Origin of the sequence: Snodgrassella sp. ESL0324 (assembly GCF_013344955.1) — a bacterium.
Taxonomy (GTDB): domain Bacteria; phylum Pseudomonadota; class Gammaproteobacteria; order Burkholderiales; family Neisseriaceae; genus Snodgrassella; species Snodgrassella alvi.
Genome location: NZ_JAAEDS010000012.1, coordinates 598,028 through 622,726, shown reverse-complemented (window position 1 = coordinate 622,726; position 24,699 = coordinate 598,028). Strand labels below are relative to the sequence as shown.

The window sequence follows — 24,699 nt, the reverse complement described above, 5'->3', positions numbered from 1 at the left end:
ACGAATGCTATGACATAATGACTCTAACAACGGACTGCATTTTACTGTAAATAATTTTGTTTTGCTGTTCTGTCTTTGTACTGAAAAAGTGCAGAACAGCAGGTACAGATAAATAATTACAAATTAATAATTAAGAATTTGAATTAATACATTAAGTTGCAAAATAAAAAGACTATCAGATTAGACAATGTTTACACAATATTTTAATAGTATTGCCTAAGGTTTCGTTGCCGGAGAATTTTCTAAATTAAATCAGTTTAAGCAAAAAACTGCTGTATTAATTGCTGCGCATGTTCTTGCAGCCCTGCAGGATTAAACGGATCGCATACATGTTCGGGATTCAGTTTACGCAACCATGTAAGCTGACGTTTTGCCAGTTGTCGGGTGGCAGTAATCCCGCGTTCAACAAATGTACTGTAGTTAGTTGTGCCATTAAGATAATCAAAAGCCTGCCGATAGCCTACACAGCGAATTGAAGGCAAATCAGGATGCAATTCCGGGTATTGCAGCCGAAGTGCTTCCACTTCTTCCACAAAACCCTGTGCCAGCATCGAATGAAAGCGGGTGGCAATCTGTGTATGCAGACGGGCACGGTCGGCCGGTAAAAGTGCCAGCGTACATACATTTAAAGGACTCTGCCGGCTTTCCTGTTTAGCCAGATGGCTGCTCATGGGAACACCGGTGATGTGATAGATTTCCAGTGCACGTTCAATACGCTGGCTATCACCGGCAGGCAAGCGGGCAGCAGTAATGGGATCCACCCGCTGTAATTGTGCATACAGAAAGTCTGTACCGTGCTGTTGTTTAAGTTTATCCAGTTCGGCACGGATTTGCGGACTGGCTTCCGGCAGGCTGTTCAGTCCCTGTGTCAGGGCATGGTAATACATCATGGTACCGCCCACGAGCAAAGGCAGGTGACCGCGTGTATGAATTTCCTCAACTAAATCCACACAATCACTGACAAACTGGGCAGCGCTGTAGCTTTCAAGCGGTGAAATAATATCAATCAGATGATGGGGGACTGCTTCTAACTCTTCTGCACTGGGTTTAGCCGTACCGATATTCATATCACGATAAATCAGGGCGGAATCCAGACTGATAATTTCAATCGGAAACTGCTCAGCCAGACTCAGAGCCAGACTGGTCTTGCCTGACGCTGTAGGACCAAGCAGAGCAAAAACTTTTGGCAGAGATGCAGACATAGTGGCTACCGTAGTTTAAACAGTTATTGTAGCGATTTACGCTCAATTGAGCGATAGATAGTTAGATAAGAGTATAAATCGGGATAAGCAGCATAATGTGATGTAATCTGTTAAAGCAGTTAAAGAAAATCAAAGCATAAATATGAAGATTATTTTTTGAACATTAGATATTTTAAAATTTTCTTTTTTGCAGAGATATTTGAAGCAATAAAGTAACAAAAAAATTAGCGAGTAATTTCAATTGCTGATTAGCTGAATTGAGAAGAAAACAGCTATTGTACGAAAGCAATGATAATTTACTTGCATAACACCGGTGTATTTCTAATCAGATGTCAGCTAAACGACTTTAAAATTGATCTGTGCCGGCAAATTAATATAACTGTTGTGCAAGAGGTATTCTGCTAGTAATTAATATTTTGTTTTAAGTTAAGATTTAATTTTATGATTCGGAATAATCAGATATCTCAGTAGCAGACATTTCAGCCAGCTAAAAGAATAAGTGCTGCGGATATCAGCAACCATGAAAGTAATATCTTATATCTATATCTTTTCAAATTCACTATCAGTTCATTTGCATAATATTTGCATTCAGCATGAAAATGCACATAATATAAGTTTATTGTTACACTAACCTTTATAATAGCCAAATAAAGTTATGGTAGTTATTTAGAGAGAGTAACTTAGTCAGGAATAAATGTTTACATGAATAGCCAGTTTAACCATATCGGAATTGTGACACGGCCGCAAACACCAATGATGAGTGAAGTACTGGACGAACTCATTACTTTTTTATGTGAAGAAGAAATTTCGGTGTATCTGGATAGTGAAGCGCAAGCGGATAACCAGATTAATCCGGTATTGCTGCAACGCTGTAATATTATTAATAAATGTGAAATGGGGCGGCGCTGTGATCTCGTTATGGTACTGGGTGGTGACGGTACTTTATTGTCTGTTGCCCGTAAACTGGCACCTTACCGGGTACCATTGATTGGTATTCATCAGGGACATCTTGGTTTTCTGACACAAGTACCGCGTGCTCAGATGGTAACTGAATTAACCGGCATGCTGACTGGCAAATATCTGCCCGAAGAACGTATTTTGCTGGAAGCGACAGTAGTACGTGCAGGTGAAGAAGTTTATCATTCACTGGCACTAAACGACGTTGTACTCAGCCGTGGTGCACTGGGGCAGATGATTGAATTTGAGGTATTCATCAATAAAGAGTTTGTTTATACCCAGCGTTCAGACGGTTTGATTGTGTCTACACCTACTGGTTCGACGGCATATGCTCTGGCTGCCGGTGGTCCTATTTTACAGCCAACTCTGCGTGCATTCAGTTTGGTGCCTATATGCCCGCAATCCATGTCCAACCGGCCGATTGCTGTCAGTGATACCAGTGAAATAGAAGTGCTGATTACCAAAGGCAGCGATGCCCGGGCTCATTTTGACGGACAGGCATTTTTTGATTTACATACTATGGATAAAATCCGTATTTGCCGTTATCGCAATTCTCTGAGGATTTTACATCCGGTTAATTATCAATATTATAAAACTCTGCGTCAGAAACTGCATTGGGGTGACCAGCTGGTATAGCTATTTGTTGTATAAACAAGCTTAAGCCGTTAATCAGATTTTAAGTAATTTTTGTAGCCTGACTTAATCTCTGAAAAAAATAATGTTTATTTTTGCTATTGGTGGAAAAAATACAATAAAAATTAATAAAACCGAAATTTATTATCGATTATTTTAGATTTTTCTAAAAAATGGTTTCTTATTTTCCTAAAAAATACTAAAATCCGGCATAAATCATTAATACTTTCTCTAAGAAAGGTTGTTTATGCTTCTGGCGCTGTCTTTGCGTGACTTTGTCATTGTTGATGAGCTGAATCTGAGTTTTCAAAGCGGCTTTACCGTTCTGACAGGTGAAACCGGGGCGGGTAAATCAATCACGCTGGATGCATTAGGTCTGTTGTTAGGTGATAAAGCTGATTATGGTCAGATAAGACATGGTGCCAAAGAAGCCCAGTTATCAGCACTGTTTGATGTCAGTGATGTAACACATGCCCGTACCTTACTACAGGAACAGGGATTACTGGATGAAAATGAAACACAATTAAGTATCCGACGTATAATTGATGTAAAAGGAAAAAGTCGTAGCTTCATTAATAATCAGGCGGTTACTTTGAGTCAGTTGCGGCAGATAGGTGAATTATTAATTGATATACATGGTCAGAATGCGCACCACTCTTTAAACAGTGAATCCGCGCAACGTATATTACTGGATGCATTTGCGGGTGCTGATACAGAAGTTGCTCTGGTACGTGAAGCCTATCAGCGCTGGCATGAAACCAAAAAAGAACTGGAAAAAGCGCAAACACAGGCTGATAGCCTGAATATTGAGCGTGAGCGCTTGCAATGGCGCTTTGATGAGCTAAATGCCCTGAATCTTCAGGAGCATGAGTGGGAAAATCTCAGTCAGAGTCATGATTCATTAGTACATGCGGCGGAAATACTGCAAACAGCGGAAAATGTAGAAGAAGTTCTCAATGGTGATGAGGGTTTACAAAGCCGTTTGTATCACTGCCGGCAGCAACTGGCTGCACTGATTAAAGCAGCTCCTGCTTTTGCAGACAGTGTGGCATTACTGGAATCAGTAGAAGCAGAATTGAGTGAAGTCAGTGCGTATTTGCGTGAAGCCACTGCCAGTGTAGAGACTGATGAAAATTTATTAGCACAGCAGGGACAGCGCATGCAGGAGTTAATGAGTGTTGCGCGTAAATATCGGATCGAGCCACCACAATTGCCTGAAGAGCTTGTAAAAGTTGAATCAGCTCTTAATGAACTGGAGGCGGCTGCGGATATTGAAGCGTTACAGGCACGGGTAGCAGAACGCGAAAATGAATATATGCATGCAGCACAGCAATTATCAGTGAAACGCCATCAGGCTGCGAAAAAGCTGGCGAAACAAGCCACAGCTCACATGCAAAATTTATCAATGCAAGGCGCACGCTTTCATATTGAATTGTTAAGTGCCTCACCATCTGTGCATGGTCTGGAGCAGGTACAGTATCAGGTAGCTGCAAATCAGGGCACGCCTTTAAGAGCAATGAGCAAAGTTGCTTCCGGTGGTGAGTTGGCACGTATCAGTCTGGCTCTGCAAATGGTTACCAGTCAGTATAATGCGGTACCTACATTGATTTTCGATGAGGTGGATACCGGTATTGGCGGAGCTGTAGCTGATGTTGTTGGTCATGCACTGCGTAGTCTGGGGCAGAATCGTCAGGTGCTGGCTGTTACTCATCTGCCGCAGGTCGCAGCTTGTGGTCAGCAGCACTGGCAGGTGCGAAAGCATAACAGCAAAGGGCAGACTGTAAGTGAAATAAACGTACTCGCTGCGACAGATCGGGTGAATGAGATTGCACGAATGCTTGGCGGCGAAACCATTACCGATACCACACGTAATCATGCCAGGGAAATGCTGGAGCTGGCGCAAAGTTAATTCTGCTATTACGAATTTATCTGCAAGCTCTCTGATTTTTCAATGTATATATGTCATTACTGGAAAGCCGGAAATGATATTTATTTAAGTAAATAATTTTAAAATAACGTTTATCTGCTTATGTTTTATGCATGCTGTTCTTGATTACAACGGTTTTAATAACAAAATATATTCTGATAATTTTCCTGTCAGCGTGCATTTTTATAATATATGACTGATATAGACTGGAACGGGCTGCTTTAGCCTGAGCAAGGTGTGTAGATTCAGTCTGTTTCATGCACGATGTATAATGATAACTTTCAATATTCTATGATGAGTTGCTGATGAGTGAACCACAGAGTGATAGAACACTAGATGTTATCGATTTAAATTGCCCGATGCCGATTTTACGTGCAAAAAAGGCGCTGGCAGCAATGGATAGCGGAGAAGTATTGCTAGTACTGGCAACAGATAAAACTGCTCCTGATGATTTTGCAGCTTTCTGCCGGCAGACAGGTCATGAATTATTGCACCAGCAAATCAGAAATGATGGTGTAATAATGATGTGGGTAAAACACCGCTAAGTTTTTCAGACGGTAATTTATTACAATTAATTACAATATTTTGTTAACTTTATTCAGGTTCAGGTTGTAGAAGCTGCGACAGAATAGTACATTAACCTATTATTTTTTAGCTGTGTAATACACGCTGATAGAACGGATACAGATGCAGACTCTCACTATAACCCGTCCGGATGACTGGCATCTTCATGTGCGTGATGGTGCAGCATTAAAAGCAGTAGTACCGTTCAGTGCACGGCAAATGGGGCGAGCCCTGATTATGCCAAATCTGAAACCACCGGTAACCTCAGTTGCAGCAGCACTGGCTTATCGTGAACGTATACTTGCTGCAGTACCTGCGGGCAGTCATTTTCAGCCATTGATGACTTTATATCTGACTGACCAGACTACGCCGGCACTGATACGCGAAGCCAAAGAAGCAGGTATTATTGCGTGTAAGCTTTATCCTGCCGGTGCCACAACTAACTCTGCGGCTGGTGTCAGTGATTTGTGGGCTTTATTGCCGGTATTGGAAACTATGGCTGAAACAGGCATACCATTACTGGTGCATGGTGAAGTAACCAAAAGTGAAATTGATATTTTTGACCGTGAAGCAGTATTTATTGATGAACTTTTACAGCCGCTGTTACAACGTCTGCCTGAACTGAAATTAGTATTTGAGCATATCACTACTGCACAAGCTGCTGAGCTGGTAATTCAGGCTGGTGAAAATGTGGCTGCTACGGTAACACCCCAGCACTTGCTCTACAATCGCAATGCTTTACTGGTTGGGGGAATCCAGCCTCATCACTACTGTTTGCCGGTACTAAAGCGCGAAACCCATCGTCAGGCACTGTTACAGGCTGTAAGCGGTACACAGTCACATAAATTTTTTCTCGGTACCGATAGTGCGCCGCATGCTCAGCACAGTAAAGAATGTGCTTGCGGATGTGCGGGTATATTCAGTGCCTTTGCTGCTATTGAGTTGTATACAGAAGCTTTTGAGCAGGCGGGAGCACTGGATAAATTACAGGCTTTTGCAGCAGAAAACGGTCCGCGGTTTTATGGTCTGGAAATCAATAAGGAAACCATTACACTGGAAAAAATAAATCGCACAGTGCCACCATACTATCCGTATGGTAATCATGAACGACTGATTCCGTTGCGTGCTAATCAGACCATTAGCTGGAGTGTGGTAAATAACTAAATATGCAAGATTCAACTCAAATTACAGACCGGCTATCAGTACAAACACATCAAACTGAAATTCGGGTGCGCGGCTTTCATATAGATGTATACCGCCATGTTAATAATGCACGCTATCTGGAATTTCTGGAAGAGGCACGCTGGCATTATTTTGATGAAGCCGGCTTAACGCCAATGTTTACTGAAGCCGGTTGTGGAATGGCTGTGATAAATATCAATATCAGTTACCGGCGCAGTGCCGGTTTCGGAGATGATTTGCTGATATCTACTGCTTTGAGCAAAATACAACCGCGCAAAGTAGAAGTTAATCAAACGATTACTCTTAAAAATACTGGGCAGACAGTTGTGCAGGCTGTAGTGACATTTATGGCTTTTGATCAGCAAAGCAATAAAGCGATTTCTTTTCCTGCTGCGATACAAGAACGCTTTAATGCTATCAGGTAACAATATGAGTTAAGTCAGTAAAAAACCCTGCGCTTGGCAGGGTTTTTTACTGACTTAACTCAACCACTATCAGGCTTTACCGTCAGCTTCACGCAGCATGGCGTAAATTTCATCTTTCAGGCGCAATTTTTCCCGTTTCAGTTCGTCCAGATTATCCAGACCACTGGTTACCGGGTTATTAGTCAGACCTGTAATTTTATCGTCCAGTCGGTTGTGTTCTTCGAATATATTGGCAAAATGGGTATTTTCCGCCTTTAATTTGGTAATCAGATCGCGATATTCAGGAAACATATAACATCCTTTACAGTTGGTTAAAATGATTTTTATTATTTTGCATTAATTATAGCTTAAGGTATATAAGATTGCGCTAGTTATGACGTAAAAAGTAACTAGAGCATGTTAAACTGGCACAATAATACATACGGGAGTTTATAATGTATAAACGGTTAATGGGTTGGATAGGCGCATTTATTCTGGCTTTAAGCCTTAGCGGGTGTGGCTATAATACAATGCAGTCACAGGATGAGGCTGCAAATGCTGCCTGGTCGGAAGTGCTGAATCAGTATCAGCGTCGTGCTGATCTGGTACCCAATCTTGTAAATACAGTTAAAGGCTATGCCAAACATGAACAACAAGTTTTAACCGACGTTACTAATGCCCGTTCACGTGTAGGCAGTCTGAATATGACCAGCAGTGATGCTGATAATCCGGCAAAAATGGAGCAGTTTTCACAGGCACAGGGAAATCTGAGCAGTGCTCTGAGCCGTTTGCTGGTAGTAACAGAAAATTATCCTGATCTGAAAGCTGATCAGAGTTTCCGGGATTTACAAGCGCAGCTTGAAGGCACAGAAAACCGTATTGCTCTGGCACGAAACCGCTATATTCAGACAGTACAGGTTTACAACACTACTTTGCGTTCTTTCCCGAACAATATCACAGCTAAAATTTTCGGAATGCATGTTCGCCCGAATTTTGTACCGGAAAATGAAGCGGCAGTAAAACAGGCGCCGCAGGTAGAATTTTAATTTGTTTTCTGTTGTTATTTTATGTGATTAATTAAACAGCCAGTTTGTCAGAACTGGCTGTTTGCATATCAGTATAGTAAGTAGCTGCTACTATTGTGCAAATTGTTTATTTGCAGAATCTGACAAAATGGAAAATAAAAGTTTATATGGTTGCGACTATTTTCCGAACAGACAAGGGTAACTGTTAAATATAACAGCAGTCCGATAAAAACCTGCAATGATAACTGAGGAAATTTGCTGTATCGGACTGAATACTTGTATTCTGATGTAATAACAGAATCTGTTTGTCTGAAAGTATGGAGTCAGATAATAGTGGTCTTATTATACTGATAAACAAAAAGTTAGTATGAACTAAAATACAAGCAAATTTGCTTTTATGGCATTAAGGTTGCAAAGATGAACACAATACGCTTATCAGTCCACAGGCTTCTCGGTCTTTTTCTGGGCTGTTTTTTTGCAATGCATTTGCTCGCTGCCGATGGTTTGGTTCCTGTACCAGCGTTGACTGATCCGGTAATGGATACAGCCAATATGTTACAGCCGGCTACCCGTGCAGAATTAAACCAGCATTTACTGGAGTTCAGCCGGCAGCATGGCAGCCAGATTATAGTATTGACAGTTCCGGCTATCTCACCGGAAACACCTTTTGACTACGCTACGCGTGTTATGGATAGCTGGAAACCGGGGCGTAAAGGAATTGATGACGGTGTACTGTTGTTGCTGGTGCGCGATGAACATAAAACGTTTCTGGCACCCGGTCGTGGATTAGAAGGTGCTATTCCTGATGTTTATGCTAAAAGAATTCTGGATGATGTGCTTCGTCCGCAGTTACAGGCAAATAATGCAGACGGCGGTGTACGTGAGGCTGTAAATCAGCTGGAGAAGCTGATTAACGGTGAAAAATTACCGGTACAGCAATCTGCACATCAGGAATCTGATGATTCAGGCTCAACAATTTTTGGAATTCTGTTACTGATATTTATAGCCGGTTCATTTTTGAAAAATATATTTGGTAATACGCTGGGCAGTGCAATAGTTGGATTTCTGGTATTAAGTTTTGGCTGGTATTCGGGCTGGAGCCTGTTTGCAGCGATTATTGGTGCAATTCTGGCATTCATAATAGCGCTCATTTTTGCCGGTAATATTTTTATTGGCGGCTCTGGCGGTGGTAGGGGCGGTTTTGGCGGTGGTTCAGGAGGCGGAGGGTTTAGCGGAGGAGGTGGCGGCTATGGTGGTGGCGGAGCTTCCGGCAGCTGGTAATACTGGCAGTCATAACTGAGTTCCCCGTTAAATACTGATAATTTGTAAATTTTAAGTAAAATAATGTATAGTTATTTATTTATATGATTATGATTATTTAGCATTTCGTTTCTGGTGGGCATACATGTCTAAAGTCGGTTATGGTATCTTTTTTCTGCTGATGTACTTTTTAGTCATACGTTATAGCGTGTTCGGAGTGCTGATTGATATTGTACTAATCATACTGATTATGTTTTATCTTCGGGCTGTGCAGATTGTAGATGATGGTACTGAAGCATCTATCGCTGCCGACAATAATCTTTATATAGTTGTTATGTTTGAAGTGGCCGGTCAGATATGTGCAGCCAAAGGACATGTTTCTGATGAAGATCGGTCGCGTGTCTATGACATGATTAAAAAAATGCAGTTGGATGCAGAAACTGAAGTTTTGTCGCGTTATGCTTTTAATATGGGGCAGACAAAAAATTATCCGCTCAGAACCAGACTTAAACAACTATACCGGGCTTATAGTGATGACAAGCGCGGTTTAATGCTGTTTTGTAAAAATATGCTTGAATTAGCGCTGATTGACGGACGGCTGCATAATAATGAACGGCGCATTCTGAATATCATAGCGGATGAATTTCATATTCCTTATGCACAAATGCTTATTTTTGCCAGCCAGACTATTCATCAGGAAAATGAATACCGGCATTACTGGCAGACCAACGAACAATGGAAACAGCAGCGTCAGCGTGCGCGTTCAGAGCAACGCCGACAACAATATCAGCAACAGCAGAAGCAATATCAGCAGCAATACCAGCAACAACACCATAATCAGCAACAACAGCCTGAAGAACCGTTTGGTACTGATCCTTATCTGGTACTGGGTATCTCAGCAAAATCGAGCCCGCAGGAAATTAAACAGGCATATCGCCGCCTGATGAATAAATATCATCCGGATAAACTCATTAAACAAAATTTGTCGGAAACTAAGATGCAGCAGGCAACTGAACATGCTCAGCGTATACAGGCAGCCTATGCTTATGTGAAACAGTTACGTGGATTTGTTTAGATAATAGATAAGGCCTATAGAATCTATATTTATTTCAAAATATATAACCGTCAAAAATTTGAATAATCTCTAATTTCCCAATCTGAGAATTTGTCAGAGCTGGCTCTGATAATAGGTTGGTTTTTATGTTAGAAATCATTTTTGCTCTCTGGTAATATCTTGATTTTTACTGTACAGGCTAATTTTCCCTGCTAGATCAATTAGTATCGTTATCATCAAAATATATGCTAACTGGTGTCGCCAGCAATAATATCCGTTACATCTGACTTTCCGGTTTTCTGTTTTTATATGATATATATTGTTTTTGTTATCAGCCTGGTAACAGCAGCATTTTCTTATTAAGAAAATTTATGGTAGTGTAAGTGGAATGCTGATTATTATGAAATTAATTAAGTAACTCAATATATACTTTTTAATAAATCTGTGGTGCTAACGATGAAATCAGATATACAGGAAAAAGCAGAATGTACGAGCTTAAATAAACTCAGTATGCAATTATTACCACGTATCTGGCGCCACTGGGTAAATCCGCGTCAGCGGGTAAGTAAATATTTTCCTGCGCTTGCATTGCAACAGCTAACTGAACAAATTACATTATCCGAGCAACGTCATACCGGACAGCTACGGTTTGTGATTGAATCCAGCCTTGATACAGCGAATTTGTGTCATCACACTACGGCACGCCAGCGTGCACAGTATTGGTTCGGAAATCTGGGTATATGGGATACTGCTGAAAAAAGTGGTATTTTGGTTTATGTACTTTTTGCTGATCGCGCAGTAGAAATTATTGCAGACCGGGGTATTAATACCTGTGTGAGTATGGTGCATTGGCAGCAGATATGTAATCGCATTACTCAGGCATTTCAGCATCAACGATACATGGATGGTTTAACTGCCGGACTGGATGAGCTGACGGAATTACTTGTACAGTATTTTCCGCGTACGCATGCCGGTACTAATGAACTGGCTGATGAAGTTATTCTGCGCTAGTTTTGAAAAACTAAGTATTTATATGGGTTAATTTTCAAAGTACTGTAACAGCTTAATATTCAATTAAGTTATCAGTGTGCAGCATTTTCAGTAAATTAGCCCATAATTACAAAAGATGTGGAATTAATTATTAATATTTCGGGATAAAACGCCATAAATGGTTTTTTTGAATTAAATTTATTTAATAATATTAAAATACAAATATATAAGGTCTATAATATATCTGCGGCTTAAAAGGACAGATTGACAAAGAGGGAATGTGCATGGCCGCAGGTAGTTTGACTATCGCACGTAAGCATAAGCCGGAATAATCTGATATTGCATGACAGGGTTATTCTGGCTTCAGTTTGTCTGATGAGTGCACGTTCAGCGCAAGCGTCCGATAATAATGTTCGGCGCCTTGATTAACAGCATGATTTTATCTTCATTTTTCAATTGCATAGTTTGTGCACTATGACAGGTAATACTGGCGGTCAGGCTGACAGCTGCGCCTAAATCCACAGTAATCACACTGTTTACAGCACCAGTATCTATGTGGCGTATTTGACCGGTTAGCTGGTTACGAGCGGATATTTGTAAATTCGGATCGGGACGTGCAAGCATAATGGCTGATGCCTGAATGAGTGCCAGTGCATCAACGCCTACAGCCAGTTCCATCTGTTCACAACTGTGTCTGGTAAGTATGGCAACCAGTTCCTGTCCGTTGCTCAGTTGCAGATGAACCTCATTATTTACAGCCCCTTCAATGATTTGGCTGACTCTTCCGGCGAGCTGGTTATCAGCACTTAAATCCAGATTCATTTTTTGCCATAAACCATGATGACTATTGTCAGCGTCAGCTTCCAGTTGCCTGATAAGTTGCTGATGACGTTGCTGCATAGTGTGATAATAATTTAAAAAAGCTTCACCAAAAGCTGTTAATACGCTGTTTCCGCCGCCCTGACCACCGGTTTGCCGTAAGACTAAAGGTTCAGGCGCCAGATTATTCATTGCATCTATGGCATCCCATGCTGCTTTATAACTCATAGGTACCGCTTTAGCTGCCTGAGTAATGGAATTGAAACGCCGGATATTTTCCAGTAAAGTAATCCGTTTGCTGTTGCCAATTCGCTGGCCGTTAATAGTGGGAATTAGTTCACTGTTAAGATTAAATTGATTCATTGCGATTGTTACGGGGAGCTGAGTACAGACATCCATTATCCATATGCCAGATTTGTGCGTCAAAAGCAGCTGCATCTTCCGGATCGTGAGTAATCAGTAGCATGGGTAAATTTAATTTCTGCTGCCAGGCAGATAACTCAGAACGCATTTGAGCCCGTAGCTGAGTATCCAGTGCAGAAAATGGTTCATCCAGCAGAATAGCCCGCGGCTGAGCAATCAATGCACGAGCCAGAGCCACACGCTGGCGCTGCCCGCCGGACAGATGAGCCGGATATTGTTCTGCTACCGAATTGAGCTGCATAGCAGTCAGCCAGTGTTCAACTTCTGTATACCGGCTGCGTTTTTTCGGATTGAATAAGCCATGACGAATACCGCAGGCAATATTCTGCCGGACATTTAAATGGGGAAAGAGGGCATAATCCTGAAATACAAATGCCAGTTTACGTTGTTGCGGGCTAAGATTAATATGCTGCTGTGCCTGAAACAGAGTAACACCATTCACATTAATATGACCCTGTTCAGGAGTCAGCAGACCGGCAACAGCCTTTAGCATCAGACTTTTACCGCTGCCAGAGGCTCCCATAATCACTGTACGCTGTGACTGACAGCACAGGCGGATATCCAGAGTAAAATGACTTCCGTCATTACGTTGAAGGGTTTTCTGAAAATTAAAATCTAACATAAAAACCATTGGCCGGATTAAAAACTGGCAAAGCAATATCGGAAAACCATATTGTTTGATTCAGGTAGCGGATTATTTAAGATTGGTCATAGGTACTTTGCCGGATAAGAGTTTGCCGGTAAGCAGTAATATCAGAATACAGACCACAGATATAATCAAGACCAGAGTATTGGCCAGATAGTCATCTCCGGCCTGTACTGCTTCATATACGGCAATCGACAGTGTTTGTGTCTGCCCCGGAATGCTGCCTGCCACCATCAGCGTAGCACCGAATTCACCCATACTGCGAGCAAATGCCAGTAATACGCCGGCCAGAATACCTCTCCAGGCCAGCGGCAGAGTAATGCGCAGAAACACCCCGGCATTACTGATACCCAGAACACGCGCTGCTTGCTCCAGTTGGGAATCCAGACTTTCAAAAGCAGCACGTGCCGGTTTAAATACCAGGGGAAACGATACGATTGTTGCCGCTACAACAGCACCCTGCCAGGTGAAAATCAGATTAATACCCAGATAACGTTCCAGCCACTGACCAATAAAGCCATTTTTTCCAATCAGAACCAGTAAGTAGTATCCCAGTACCGTTGGCGGCATTACCATTGGCAAAGTGAGAATGGTATCAATCAGCTCCTTGCCCCAAACAGTTTTACGAGCAAGTATATAACCTATACCGACCCCCAGAGCCAGATTGATAGCAGTTGCCCACAGGGCGATTTTAAGTGACAGGGCAAGAGCAATCCAGGCCGCAGCCATTATCTACTCCTTGAAATAAAAATTCAGACAGATTCGCGGGAGGATAACTGCCGGTGGAAACATACTCAGCGTGCGCTTTGAAAACCATAACGCTTAAGAATTTTCTGACCTTTTGGCGACTGGATAAAATTAATAAAGCGGCTGGCAGCCACTGGTTCTTTACTGGCTACTGTCTTAGCAATCGGATAGCTGATTGGCTTACTGGTCGGGATGGTTGCAGCTACACTAACTTTATCCGGCATAATGGCCGCATCTGTGCCAAATACGAAACCGGCTTCTGCTGACTGATTAGCTACGTAATCCAGAGCCTGACGGACATTATTCACATTCACAATTTTAGGCTTTACCGTACTCCATACTTTTGCCTGCTCCATTGCTGCCTGAGCATAACGTCCGGCCGGTGTAAAAGCGGGGTTGCCCAGTGCAATATGTTTAATACCTGGTTGCTGCAAATCTTTCAGTCCGCGTACATTCAGATTGCTTTTTTTCGGAGTAATCAGTACCAGACTGTTATTTACGAAATTAATTCTGTCCTGTGCCCGTACAAGATTCTTGGTCTGAGCCTGATCCATAGTTTGCTGATCAGCAGAAGCAAATACATCTACAGGTGCACCATTTTGCATCTGCTGAAGCAGCGAGCCTGAAGCTCCGAAATTAAGCAGTACTTTATCCTGAGGATATTGCTGCTGATATGCTTTGGCAATGTCATTAAATGCATTGGTCAGACTGGCAGCTGCTGAAACTGTGATATTGGCGGCAAGTGAAGCAGTGCTCATTACACTCAGGCTGATTGCAGTAATGATGGTGGTCAGACGAACTTGGTTAAAGCGCATATTTTTATCCTTATTTGAAATAAATTATTATCCGGCGCCGGGTCGGGCAATGCCGATTATAAAGGAAAATTATTACGAAATATACATAGGTATATAGCGATAGACAGTCATAGAGATGTGCGATACAGCATATATGTCATATCAAATAAATAATTTATAAATCAGTTTGTATGCAAAATATTCATGACTAATAGAAATAATTTATTGAATAAATTATTTCTGTTTATTGCCAATGTAATAACTTGTATTTTAACCTTTATACTAATTAAATCCTGAGTTTAAATGAAAATTGTAATTATTTATTTAAAGTGGAAAATACTAATAAAATTTTATAATAGTTTAAATAAGGTATTATAATAGGATTAAATGTTAGTATAAATTAATTTTCTGGCATAATTAGTAAGCAGTGCGGGAATAGATTTCCTGCAAATAAATAATAAAAATTTTATTAGGAACATACACACATGAACCTGACAAGACGCCAGTTTTTCAAGGTTACCGCAGCGGGTGCCGGCGCGACAGGACTGGCAGTGATGGGCATGGCTCCTGCCACAGCCTTTGCTGAAGTCCGCCAGTACAAACTGTTGAGGGCTACAGAAACACGTAATAACTGCACATATTGCTCAGTTGGTTGTGGTACGTTGTTGTATAGTCTGGGTGACGGTGCCAAAAACGCCAAAAAGAAAATTTTTCACATAGAAGGTGATCCCGATCATCCGGTCAGTCGCGGCAGCTTATGCCCCAAAGGCGCCTCGCTGATTGACTTTGTTAACAGCCCGAACCGTGTACTGCATCCGCAGGTTCGTGAAGCCGGAAGCACAGAGTGGAAAGACATCAGCTGGGATGATGCACTGGATCGTATTGCACGCCTGATTAAAGAAGAACGTGATGCCAATATTATTGAAAAAAATGCTGATGGTGTTACGGTTAACCGGCTGGAAAGTGTGGGTATGCTGTGCGCTTCTGCCAGCTCCAATGAAACCGGTATTCTGACTCAGAAATTCATGCGTTCGCTCGGGCTGGTTGGTGCTGATTCACAGGCACGGGTTTGTCATGGTCCGACAGTATCAGCACTGGCTGCTACGTTTGGTCGTGGAGCCATGACCAATACCTGGACTGATATCCAGAACGCCGATTTTATTCTGGTTATGGGTGGTAATGCCGCTGAAGCACATCCGGTAGGTTTTAAATGGGTTATCGAAGCCAAAAAACAAAAAGGCACCAAACTGATTGTTTGCGACCCGCGTTTTAACCGTACTGCCTCTGTAGCCGATCATTATTTGCCGATTCGTTCCGGTACCGACATAGCTTTCCTCGGAGCGGTAATCAACTGGCTGATTAAAAATGATAAAGTGCAATGGGATTATGTTAAAAACTATACCAATGCTGCCTTTATTCTAGCTGATGGCTATGGTTTTCATGAAGGTCTGTTTTCCGGACATGCCGATTACACGACTGAAGACGGCAGCGCGGCACCGGAAGCAGCTCCGAAAGGAGCCAAAGGCGGGGCTGTTTATAATAATGCCAGCTGGACATACGAGCTGGATGAAAACGGCTATGCCAAAGTAGACCCGACTTTAGAAAACCCGCGTTGCGTCTGGCAGATAATGAAAAAGCATTATGCCCAGTACACCCCGGAAATGATGCACAAAATTACCGGTACCCCGATTAAAGATTTTCTGCTGGTGTGTGAAGCTCTGGGGGCAACCTCGGCAAAAAACAAAGCCGGTACAATTCTGTATGCACTGGGCTGGACTCAGCATACTTATGGTTCGCAGAATATCCGTACCATGGCCATGATTCAGCTGATTCTGGGTAATATCGGTATGCCCGGTGGGGGTGTGAATGCTTTACGCGGCCATTCCAATATTCAGGGCTTGTCTGATCTTGGTTTGCTGTCTACCAGCCTTCCGGGCTATCTGAGCCTGCCTAACGAAAAGAAAAATCCGACTTTTGCTGATTATCTGAAAGTTCAGACACCAGCAGCCATGCGTCCGGGACAGCTTAATTACTGGAGCAATACGCCCAAATTTATGGTAAGCCTGCTCAAATGGTTCTTTGGCGATAAGGCTACCAAAGAAAATGACTGGGGCTATGACTGGCTGCCGAAGTGGGACAAAATGTATGATGTGCTGCAAATGACCGAAATGATGTATCAGGGTCAGATGCACGGTTTGCTGGTACAGGGTTTCAATGCCATGGGTTCCTTTCCGGATTCCAACCGTATCATCGAAGCATTTTCCCGCCTCAAGTGGATGGTAGTAATGGATCCGCTTAATACCGAAACGGCTACCTTCTGGGAAAATCATGGTGATGCGCATGACGTAGATTCCCGCTCTATCATGACGACAGTGTTCCGTCTGCCTGTCCCTTGTTTTGCAGAAGAAAATGGTTCGATTGTCAATTCTTCACGCTGGCTGCAATGGCATTATGCCGGAGCCGAAGCTCCGGAAGAAGCCAGAGCCGATCTTGAGATTCTGGCTGATTTGCATTTACGTATTAAAGCTCTGTATGAGAAAGAGGGCGGTAAAGTACCTGAGCCGATTCTGAATCTGAGCTGGCCGTATAAAGTGCCGCATTCTCCGACGCCGGAAGAAATGGCACAGGAATCCAATGGCTGGGCACTCACGGATATTAAAGACGAAAAGGGTAATATTATCGTGCCTAAAGGCGGGCAGCTGGATAGCTTTGCTCAGTTACGCGATGACGGCACAACAGCCTGCGCCTGCTGGATTTTTGCCGGTTCCTGGACTAAAAACGGTAACCAGATGGCACGGCGTGATAACAGCAATGCCGGACTGGGTAATACCCCGGGCTGGGCGTGGGCCTGGCCGGCAAACCGCCGTATTCTGTATAACCGCGCTTCCTGCGATCCGTCCGGCAAAGCCTGGGATCCTGACAGAATATTAATTCACTGGGACGGCAGCAAATGGATTGGTGCGGATGTGGCTGACTACAAGGCAGATCAGGCACCTGACACCAATATGAATCCGTTTATTATGAATGAAGAGGGTGTTGGTCGTCTGTTCTGTACCAAAAAACTGGTAGATGGTCCGTTTCCGACATTCTATGAGCCTACTGAATCACCGGTTGGCAAAAACCTGCTTTATCCTAAAGTGCTGAATACGCCCGCAGTGCGCTTGTTTGACAGCGTTAAAGGTCGTATCGGCAATAAAGATGAATTTCCTTGTGTCGGCACTACATATCGTCTGACAGAGCATTTTCAGTTCTGGACGAAATCCGTGAAATTGCTGATGATTGCTCAGCCTGAACAGTTTGTTGAAATCAGCGAAGAGCTGGCAGCACAAAAAAATATTGCTAAAGGCGATACAGTTAAAATCAGTACTAAGCGCGGCTGGGTAGAGGCTAAAGCCGTGGTAACCAAACGCCTGCGTCCGTTGGAAATTAACGGGCAGACCGTCCATCAGATAGGTATTCCCCTGCATGGTGGCTGGGTGAATGTTGGTGAGAAAAAACAGTTTCTCATTAACACACTCACACCATTTGTTGGTGACTGCAATACACAGACACCAGAATACAAAACCTTTTTATGCAATATCGAAAAAGCGTGAGGGGAATAAGTCATGGCTTTACAATCTTTGGATATAAAACGTCGTTCAGCTACTAATCAGCTCACGCCGCTACCACAGGCAAGAAAACCAATTGAAATTGCCAAACTGATTGATGTTTCGACCTGTATAGGCTGCAAAGCCTGTCAGGCTGCATGTTCAGAATGGAACGACATTCGCGATGAAGTTGGCACCAATCATGGTGTATACGATAACCCGATTGACCTGAGTGCCGATAGCTGGACGGTAATGCGGTTTTCTGAAACCGAGCAATACGGCAAGCTGGAGTGGCTGATTCGTAAGGACGGCTGTATGCACTGTTCTGACCCGGGCTGTCTGAAAGCCTGCCCGTCACCGGGTGCAATCATTCAGTATGAAAATGGTATCGTCGATTTCCATCAGGAAAACTGTATTGGTTGCGGTTACTGTATTTCCGGCTGCCCGTTTAATATTCCGCGTATTTCAAAAAAAGATAACCGCGCTTACAAATGTACCCTGTGTTCCGACCGTGTTGCCGTCGGGCAGGAACCGGCCTGTGTGAAAACTTGCCCTACCGGTGCTATTCATTTCGGCAGCAAAGAAGACATGAAGTCTTTGGCCGGGGAGCGTATAAAAGACTTAAAACAGCGCGGTTTCGAGCAGGCAGGGCTCTACGACCCGCAGGGTGTGGGTGGTACCCATGTTATGTATGTACTGCATCATGCGGATAAACCCAGCCTGTACCATGGTCTGCCGGACAATCCGCGTATCAGTACAACCGTTAAATTGTGGAAGAGTATGCTCAAACCGATAGCAGCATTTGGTATTGCTACCGCTGCTTTTGCCGGCTGGCTGCACTACATTACCATTGGTCCGAATCGCCCTGATGATGATGAAGAACAGGTTCTGAATCGCGAAGGCGAAATCCTCAAAGATAAAGGGGACGCATAATGAAAAGATTATTAATTCAGCGATATAAAAAATCCGAGCGGTTTAATCACTGGGTAGTAGCCGGCTGCTTTGTGCTGCTGGCTGTTTCCGGTCTGGGTTTTTTCTATCCGTCTTTTTTCTGGCTCACTGAAGTTTTCGGTTCTCCGCAACTGGCACGCATCCTGCATCCGTTCATCGGAGTGGTGATGTTTCTTGGCTTTTTTATCCAGTTTTTCCGCTATGTAAAATATAATTTTTTTGAGCGGGATGATATTAAATGGTTAATGGGAATTAAGCATATTCTGCTGGGAAGAGAAATTGGCGATACTGGCAAATATAATGCCGGACAAAAATGTATGTTCTGGCTGATGACCATCAGTATGGCTCTGCTGCTTATCAGCGGGCTGATTGCCTGGCGGCAGTTTTTTTCCGGATATTTTCCAATCTGGGTGGTGCGCATTGCTTTGCTGGTGCATTCTGCCTCTGCAATCCTGCTGATTGTCGGTATTATTATTCATGTGTATGCTGCATTGTGGATTAAAGGCACAATTCCGGCAATGGTGGAAGGGGTGGTTAGTCAGGAATGGGCGAAAAAGCACCATCCGCGCTGGTACCGCGAAATGATGGCAAAAAAAGAAGCCAAAGCGCAGCAAAATTCGACTTCACAGACAACTGAATAATTTAGATAATCATCATCAGTAGTACTGTCTGTATGGCGTATTGTCTTACAGACAGTAATATTTTATCTTTTTGCATGACCTGGTTAATATGTCGATACAAGTCTTTTCCGGCTGTTACCGGCTCATAAATATAGAAACCTCATGAATTATACCCCCGCCCAAAATCGCACTGTCTGGGTGGCACAGGCTGGAGAATGCAGTAGTACCAGTGATAATATCAGTGCCGAAATCCCGGTAGCACTTGTTTATAACGGTATCTCCCATGTCGTATTAATGGCTACGCCCGCTAATATTGCCGAACTGGCATTGGGTTTCAGTCTGAGTGAAGGCATCATTGAAAATGCAGAGCAAATTTATGCGATTGAAATTACTGAACATCTGCATGGAATTGTGGCTGAGATTGAGCTGGCCAGCGCAGCATTTGCACGTTTGAAAAGTCGCCGTCGCCAGATGAGCGGACGAACCGGTTGCGGGCTGTGTGGTATTGACAGTCTGGCAGCAGTTCAGCCAGAATTAGAGCCAGTTTTACGCGATTGGCATGTAGAATTTAGCATAATCGGGCGTGCTTTGACCGATTTTAACCATCATCAGCAGCTGCGGGCGCAAACTGGTTCAGTTCACGGTGTGGCGTGGGCTGATATGACTGGAAAGATTGTAACCGTCCGTGAAGATATCGGCCGGCACAATGCTTTAGACAAGCTTATTGGCTGGGGATTGCATGCAAAAGTGGATTGGAAGCATGGTTTTGTGGTATTGTCCAGTCGCGCTAGTTTTGAAATGGTAATGAAATCAGCAATAACCGGTATCGGGTGTATCGTGGCCGTATCTGCGCCCACCACCTATGCCATTGATTTGGCTCACAAGGCCAATATCACGCTGGTGGGTTTTGCGCGTCATAATCGCCAAGTAATTTATACCCATCCTCAATTTTTTCATCCTTAACGCATGTTTAAACAAAAAATAATAGAATATACTCTATTGTTTTTGTTTCGCTTTTTAGATTGAATAAGAACTATATTACCACTTACAGTAAGGACGACTATGTTATCGATTATTAAACGATATAGCCGTAATTTGGCCTGGCAAATTTTAATCGCACTGATTATGGGGGTAGCACTGGGATTATATCTGCATACTTTTTCAGATCCTTCTCATCCCTACTACAAAACCTATCAGTCGTGGGTAATCAATGTATTACAACCGATGGGGGATATTTTTATCCGCCTGATTAAAATGATTGTGCTGCCCATCATTCTCAGTACGCTGACATTGGGTATTGCCGGACTGGGTAACTCAAAAAGTCTGGGTCGACTGGGCGGTAAAACCATTCTGTATTTTGAAATTATCACTACTATCGCCATTGGTGTGGGTTTACTTTTCGGTAATCTGTTTCACCCGGGTAGCGGCATTGATATTTCTAATTTGCAACACAGCAATGTCAGTCAGTACGTACAAAAAAGTGAAGCACTGGCCGAAAAGCCTCATGGTCTGGTTGTAATGATTCTGGACATGATTCCGCATAATATATTTGATTCGCTTAGCAGCGGTGAAATTCTGCCGGTAATCTTTTTCTGTGTGTTTTTTGGTCTGGGCTTAACTAAGCTGCCTGATAATCAGCGCCTGTTCTTTTCAGATTTTCTGAAAGTGATTTCGGACGTAATGTTCAAAATCACCAATATGATTATGCGTTACGCACCTATCGGGGTATTTGGTCTGATGACTGTTACCATCAGTAAATTCGGTTTCGGTTCACTGATTCCGCTGATGAAACTGATTTTAATAGTTTATCTGGCGATGATAGTATTTACTCTGGTGATTCTGGGTGGCGTGGCCTATTTCTGCCGCTTTAACATTTTCACTATTATCAAAATCCTGAAAGATGAGCTGATTGTGGCTTTCTCAACCTCCAGCTCAGAAACTGCGCTGCCAAAAATGATTGAGAAAATGGAAGCATACGGCGCGCCGAAATCTATTACCAGCTTTGTGATTCCTACCGGATATTCATTTAATCTGGATGGTTCTACGTTGTATCAGAGTATTGCAGTAATCTTTCTGGCGCAGTTATACGGTATTTCTCTATCGGTTAGTGATCAGGTAATGATTGTGATTACGCTGATGGTGGCTTCTAAAGGTATTGCCGGTGTACCGGGTGTATCGTTTCTGGTACTGTCTGCTACGCTGGCTACAACATCCATACCGTTAGAAGGTCTGGGCTTTATTCTGGGTATCGACCGTATTCTGGATATGGGACGTACTGTAGTTAATGTAATCGGTAATGCTCTGGCTTCATTGGTTATTTCGCGCTGGGAACATGATTTTGATGATGAAAAAGCGCGGGAATATGAGAAATCACTTGGTATTAAATAATTAGTTTTCAGTAATAAATAAGGTTCAGAAGTTTCTGAACCTTTTTTGTTATCCGATTTATCACATTTTGAAAAACAAATTGATAAGAGACATTATCTTTCTCTATCGATGAAATATAGAAAATCGTAGACAGTAAATCCAGACAGAATACCTATTTTTGGTTAAACTTGGTTATTTAATTTGTTGATAATGATAACGGTACTATTACCTGAACAAGTAATATCGTTATATAACCGCGTTGATACATGAAAACACAAGCAACACCAGAAACCATACAAGCACAGGAATTTTTTCACATCCCGTTCTGGCAGCAGCCTCCTGTTAATATTTTCAGCCGGCGCGCATTGCGGCTGAATGAATTGGCTGTAAAAGACAATAGTGACTGGCAACCATACTTACAGCTACTGGCTGTTATCAATAATGCTCAGCAAAATTTACTTGAGCAATATGCACAGGAAGCCTGGGTAATTCCTGATACTGATAAAGATGAAGTTCCGCTTACTCTGGCATTACTAAGTGCCAATAGAGGCCTGATAGAGCGTCTGTTTACCGATTTACATGCTTTATTGCAAGCAGATTTGTCACCAACTGCTCAGCAAGTATGGAAAGAGTTATTGCAGCTCGACAGTGAAAGCCGCAACCAGTTATGCCAGCATGCATTTAATCAGCAGCTCGGAATAGCTCAGCAGGATTATCAGGTCTGGGTAAATGCAGTGGTGCAGATTGTTTATACTCATGCAGCGTTAAATCTGGCGGCTACAACGGTAAAACCTTTGTCTGAACCGGGTTTTTGCCCCTGCTGTGGTACTGATGCTGTGGGTTCAGTAATAGTCGGTCTGGGTGAACTTGAAGGGCTGCGCTATTTGTGTTGTGGTGTATGCAATAGTCGATGGCACAGTGTACGGGCACGCTGTAGTTTTTGTGATAATAGCCGTGATCTGGGCGTACACCGGATTGAACAGGTAAAAGAAGGTGTATTGGCTGGTGCAGAGGCGGAATGTTGCCCCAGCTGTCATGCTTACCGTAAACGTTATCGCCTGGCCAAGCAACAATATGCTGATCCGATTGCTGATGATTTGGCCTCTTTAGCTCTGGATATACTGTTGAATGAAGAGGGATGGCAGCGTGGCGGAGCTAATCCGTTTTTACTGATGGGAAAAATACCCAGACATTAAATTAAGCTAAAGCTGTTTGGCTTGAATAAATAATAGGGAGTCAAACAGCTTAAATAAGAAAATCTGATCTAACAGATGGACAATAAAGATGAAAAAAGTGGAGAAGTTTTTTTCCAGAGTAATTGGTCCTTTAATTATCGTATTGGGGATAATCTGTTTAGCTGAAAGTAAAAGCAATCACCAGCACTATTATCTTCCTTTGCAAAATAAAGCCAAATATCTTTTATCATTGAATTGTGCACCAAACCAATGCACTACACAGGGAAAAATGATATATAACCATCCGGAAAATATATCTGCTAAATCCATCAGTACACCAATTTATCATTTTCACTATTATTTCCAGATAGCAGATAAAACCTATATTAATGATGATTTGCGTGTTTTTAGTGAAGGTTTTGGTTTTAACAAAGCGGGATTGCGCTATTTTCCTGCAGGTGGCCTGAATTCAGCTGAATTTTTTTCAGAAGAAATCATTTTTGACCCAGCTAATCCAAATATAAATTTACCCGCGACATATGCAAAAGTTCTTCATGAGATTCCCAGCCCTTATGGCTTTTTTGAAGGCTTTTTTATTATTATTGGAGGAATTATTCTTACTCTAATCAGCTATTGGAATAAAATTTTTTTAAAAAACAGGCTTGATAAATAATTAAAGAAGTATTTCTGATACCCAATTAAAACTATTTTTTATTATTTCATCGTAAAGTAATTTATTATCTTTATAAATAAGACTGATATTACTGAGGCCTTCTAATATCACCATTAATTGATTGGTTATTGCCTCATTTTGTGGGTTTTGCCGGAGTTTATCGCGGATTAAATTTCGAATAAATTCTTTATGCTCCATAACCAGCTCTTTTATTGCATTGTCGTTATGGATTTCTTCTCTTGCTCTGACAAATAAGCAGCCATTAAAATCGTCTTGATTGTACCAGTCTAAATGCCATTTAAATATTTGAATAATGGACTGTTGCTGGTCAAGATCAGCTATTGCTTCGGTAAGTTCTTGTTTAAATCGCAAGTCTCTTAGTTTTAAAACTTCAAAGATTAAATTGTCTTTATTGCCAAAATGTTTATATAGCGTTGTTTTAGAACAACCTGACTGGTCTCTTATTTCATCGACTCCTACATTGCCAAAACCTTTTTGATAAAAGAGTTGTTCTGCTGTATCAGCAATTAATCTGTATGTTTTTTTCATTTATTATCCAAAGTGTTTGATAAGTGGACAGATCTGTACTATTATAAAAATGAACAGATTTGTTCACTTTTGTGCTGGCACTAATTGCTAACACTCAAGCTAATCTTATAGGATATAAAGAATAATGAAACCATTTTTTTTCGGCAAGGA

General features: G+C 42.3%; 23 protein-coding genes. 16 read left to right on the top strand and 7 right to left on the bottom strand.

Annotation, left to right across the window (positions count from 1 at the left end; translation table 11 throughout):
- Positions 1-257 precede the first annotated feature (257 nt).
- On the bottom strand, positions 258-1,202 hold the full coding sequence (miaA, locus tag GYY70_RS04955) for a tRNA (adenosine(37)-N6)-dimethylallyltransferase MiaA (protein ID WP_174831461.1): 945 nt from the start codon (positions 1,200-1,202) through the stop codon (positions 258-260).
- Between the two features lie 702 nt (positions 1,203-1,904).
- Here miaA and GYY70_RS04950 point away from each other — a divergent pair.
- The 5 genes from GYY70_RS04950 to GYY70_RS04930 all read left to right on the top strand — a co-directional run bounded on the left by GYY70_RS04950 (position 1,905) and on the right by GYY70_RS04930 (position 6,890).
- Positions 1,905-2,795 (top strand): NAD(+) kinase, encoded by an 891-nt coding sequence (locus tag GYY70_RS04950; protein WP_025330224.1) that lies wholly within the window; start codon positions 1,905-1,907, stop codon positions 2,793-2,795.
- Between the two features lie 244 nt (positions 2,796-3,039).
- Positions 3,040-4,701: a DNA repair protein RecN gene (gene recN / locus GYY70_RS04945; RefSeq protein ID WP_174831460.1), complete on the top strand. Its 1,662-nt coding sequence runs from the start codon at positions 3,040-3,042 to the stop codon at positions 4,699-4,701.
- A 323-nt stretch (positions 4,702-5,024) separates the two neighbouring features.
- The gene (locus GYY70_RS04940) at positions 5,025-5,264 is read left to right on the top strand and encodes a sulfurtransferase TusA family protein (RefSeq protein WP_174831459.1); all 240 of its coding nucleotides are present in this window, start codon (positions 5,025-5,027) and stop codon (positions 5,262-5,264) included.
- Between the two features lie 142 nt (positions 5,265-5,406).
- Complete coding sequence (pyrC, locus tag GYY70_RS04935) at positions 5,407-6,447, top strand: dihydroorotase (RefSeq protein ID WP_174831458.1); 1,041 nt, start codon at positions 5,407-5,409, stop codon at positions 6,445-6,447.
- A gap of 2 nt (positions 6,448-6,449) precedes the next feature.
- On the top strand, positions 6,450-6,890 hold the full coding sequence (locus GYY70_RS04930; protein ID WP_084563328.1) for a thioesterase family protein: 441 nt from the start codon (positions 6,450-6,452) through the stop codon (positions 6,888-6,890).
- 69 nt (positions 6,891-6,959) lie between these two features.
- Here GYY70_RS04930 and GYY70_RS04925 read toward each other — a convergent pair whose 3' ends face one another.
- A complete protein-coding gene (locus GYY70_RS04925; RefSeq protein ID WP_025330229.1) occupies positions 6,960-7,181 on the bottom strand; it encodes a YdcH family protein in 222 nt (73 codons plus the stop codon).
- 143 nt (positions 7,182-7,324) lie between these two features.
- On the opposite strand from GYY70_RS04925, the gene GYY70_RS04920 reads away from it, so the two are divergent.
- From GYY70_RS04920 to GYY70_RS04905, 4 genes are all read left to right on the top strand, one after another.
- Complete coding sequence (locus GYY70_RS04920) at positions 7,325-7,915, top strand: LemA family protein (protein WP_025330230.1); 591 nt, start codon at positions 7,325-7,327, stop codon at positions 7,913-7,915.
- A gap of 396 nt (positions 7,916-8,311) precedes the next feature.
- On the top strand, positions 8,312-9,175 hold the full coding sequence (locus GYY70_RS04915) for a YgcG family protein (protein WP_238791828.1): 864 nt from the start codon (positions 8,312-8,314) through the stop codon (positions 9,173-9,175).
- A 124-nt stretch (positions 9,176-9,299) separates the two neighbouring features.
- Complete coding sequence (locus tag GYY70_RS04910; RefSeq protein ID WP_174831457.1) at positions 9,300-10,229, top strand: DnaJ domain-containing protein; 930 nt, start codon at positions 9,300-9,302, stop codon at positions 10,227-10,229.
- Between the two features lie 435 nt (positions 10,230-10,664).
- On the top strand, positions 10,665-11,219 hold the full coding sequence (locus GYY70_RS04905; protein WP_238791825.1) for a TPM domain-containing protein: 555 nt from the start codon (positions 10,665-10,667) through the stop codon (positions 11,217-11,219).
- A 366-nt stretch (positions 11,220-11,585) separates the two neighbouring features.
- On the opposite strand, the gene GYY70_RS04900 is transcribed toward GYY70_RS04905, so the two are convergent.
- The 4 genes from GYY70_RS04900 to modA all read right to left on the bottom strand — a co-directional run bounded on the left by GYY70_RS04900 (position 11,586) and on the right by modA (position 14,648).
- A complete protein-coding gene (locus tag GYY70_RS04900; protein ID WP_174831456.1) occupies positions 11,586-12,380 on the bottom strand; it encodes a TOBE domain-containing protein in 795 nt (264 codons plus the stop codon).
- The gene (locus GYY70_RS04895; RefSeq protein WP_202984441.1) at positions 12,367-13,062 is read right to left on the bottom strand and encodes an ATP-binding cassette domain-containing protein; all 696 of its coding nucleotides are present in this window, start codon (positions 13,060-13,062) and stop codon (positions 12,367-12,369) included. Before GYY70_RS04895 ends, GYY70_RS04900 begins: the two co-directional genes overlap by 14 nt.
- Positions 13,063-13,134: 72 nt before the next feature.
- Complete coding sequence (gene modB / locus GYY70_RS04890) at positions 13,135-13,815, bottom strand: molybdate ABC transporter permease subunit (RefSeq protein WP_174831454.1); 681 nt, start codon at positions 13,813-13,815, stop codon at positions 13,135-13,137.
- Positions 13,816-13,880: 65 nt separating this feature from the next.
- Positions 13,881-14,648, bottom strand: a complete 768-nt coding sequence (gene modA, locus GYY70_RS04885; RefSeq protein WP_174831453.1) for a molybdate ABC transporter substrate-binding protein — start codon at positions 14,646-14,648, stop codon at positions 13,881-13,883.
- 464 nt (positions 14,649-15,112) lie between these two features.
- Here modA and fdnG point away from each other — a divergent pair, with 464 nt between their 5' ends.
- The 7 genes from fdnG (at position 15,113) to GYY70_RS04850 (ending at position 24,000) form a co-directional block, all read left to right on the top strand.
- Positions 15,113-18,220, top strand: coding sequence for a formate dehydrogenase-N subunit alpha (fdnG, locus tag GYY70_RS04880; protein WP_174831452.1), 3,108 nt, complete (start codon positions 15,113-15,115; stop codon positions 18,218-18,220).
- A 12-nt stretch (positions 18,221-18,232) separates the two neighbouring features.
- The gene (gene fdxH / locus GYY70_RS04875) at positions 18,233-19,147 is read left to right on the top strand and encodes a formate dehydrogenase subunit beta (protein WP_037476001.1); all 915 of its coding nucleotides are present in this window, start codon (positions 18,233-18,235) and stop codon (positions 19,145-19,147) included.
- A complete protein-coding gene (locus tag GYY70_RS04870; RefSeq protein ID WP_174831451.1) occupies positions 19,147-19,806 on the top strand; it encodes a formate dehydrogenase subunit gamma in 660 nt (219 codons plus the stop codon). The genes fdxH and GYY70_RS04870 overlap by 1 nt, the downstream gene beginning before the upstream one ends.
- Before the next feature lie 141 nt (positions 19,807-19,947).
- Positions 19,948-20,748: a formate dehydrogenase accessory sulfurtransferase FdhD gene (fdhD, locus tag GYY70_RS04865; RefSeq protein ID WP_084548278.1), complete on the top strand. Its 801-nt coding sequence runs from the start codon at positions 19,948-19,950 to the stop codon at positions 20,746-20,748.
- 99 nt (positions 20,749-20,847) lie between these two features.
- A complete protein-coding gene (locus GYY70_RS04860; RefSeq protein ID WP_037476005.1) occupies positions 20,848-22,173 on the top strand; it encodes a cation:dicarboxylate symporter family transporter in 1,326 nt (441 codons plus the stop codon).
- Positions 22,174-22,418: 245 nt separating this feature from the next.
- Positions 22,419-23,348 carry a formate dehydrogenase accessory protein FdhE gene (locus GYY70_RS04855; RefSeq protein WP_174831450.1) on the top strand — a complete coding sequence of 310 codons (930 nt, stop codon included), beginning with the start codon at positions 22,419-22,421 and terminating at the stop codon, positions 23,346-23,348.
- Positions 23,349-23,436: 88 nt separating this feature from the next.
- A complete protein-coding gene (locus tag GYY70_RS04850) occupies positions 23,437-24,000 on the top strand; it encodes a hypothetical protein (RefSeq protein ID WP_084548280.1) in 564 nt (187 codons plus the stop codon).
- On the opposite strand, the gene GYY70_RS04845 is transcribed toward GYY70_RS04850, so the two are convergent.
- On the bottom strand, positions 24,001-24,549 hold the full coding sequence (locus tag GYY70_RS04845) for a TetR/AcrR family transcriptional regulator (protein ID WP_084548281.1): 549 nt from the start codon (positions 24,547-24,549) through the stop codon (positions 24,001-24,003).
- Positions 24,550-24,699 lie beyond the last annotated feature (150 nt).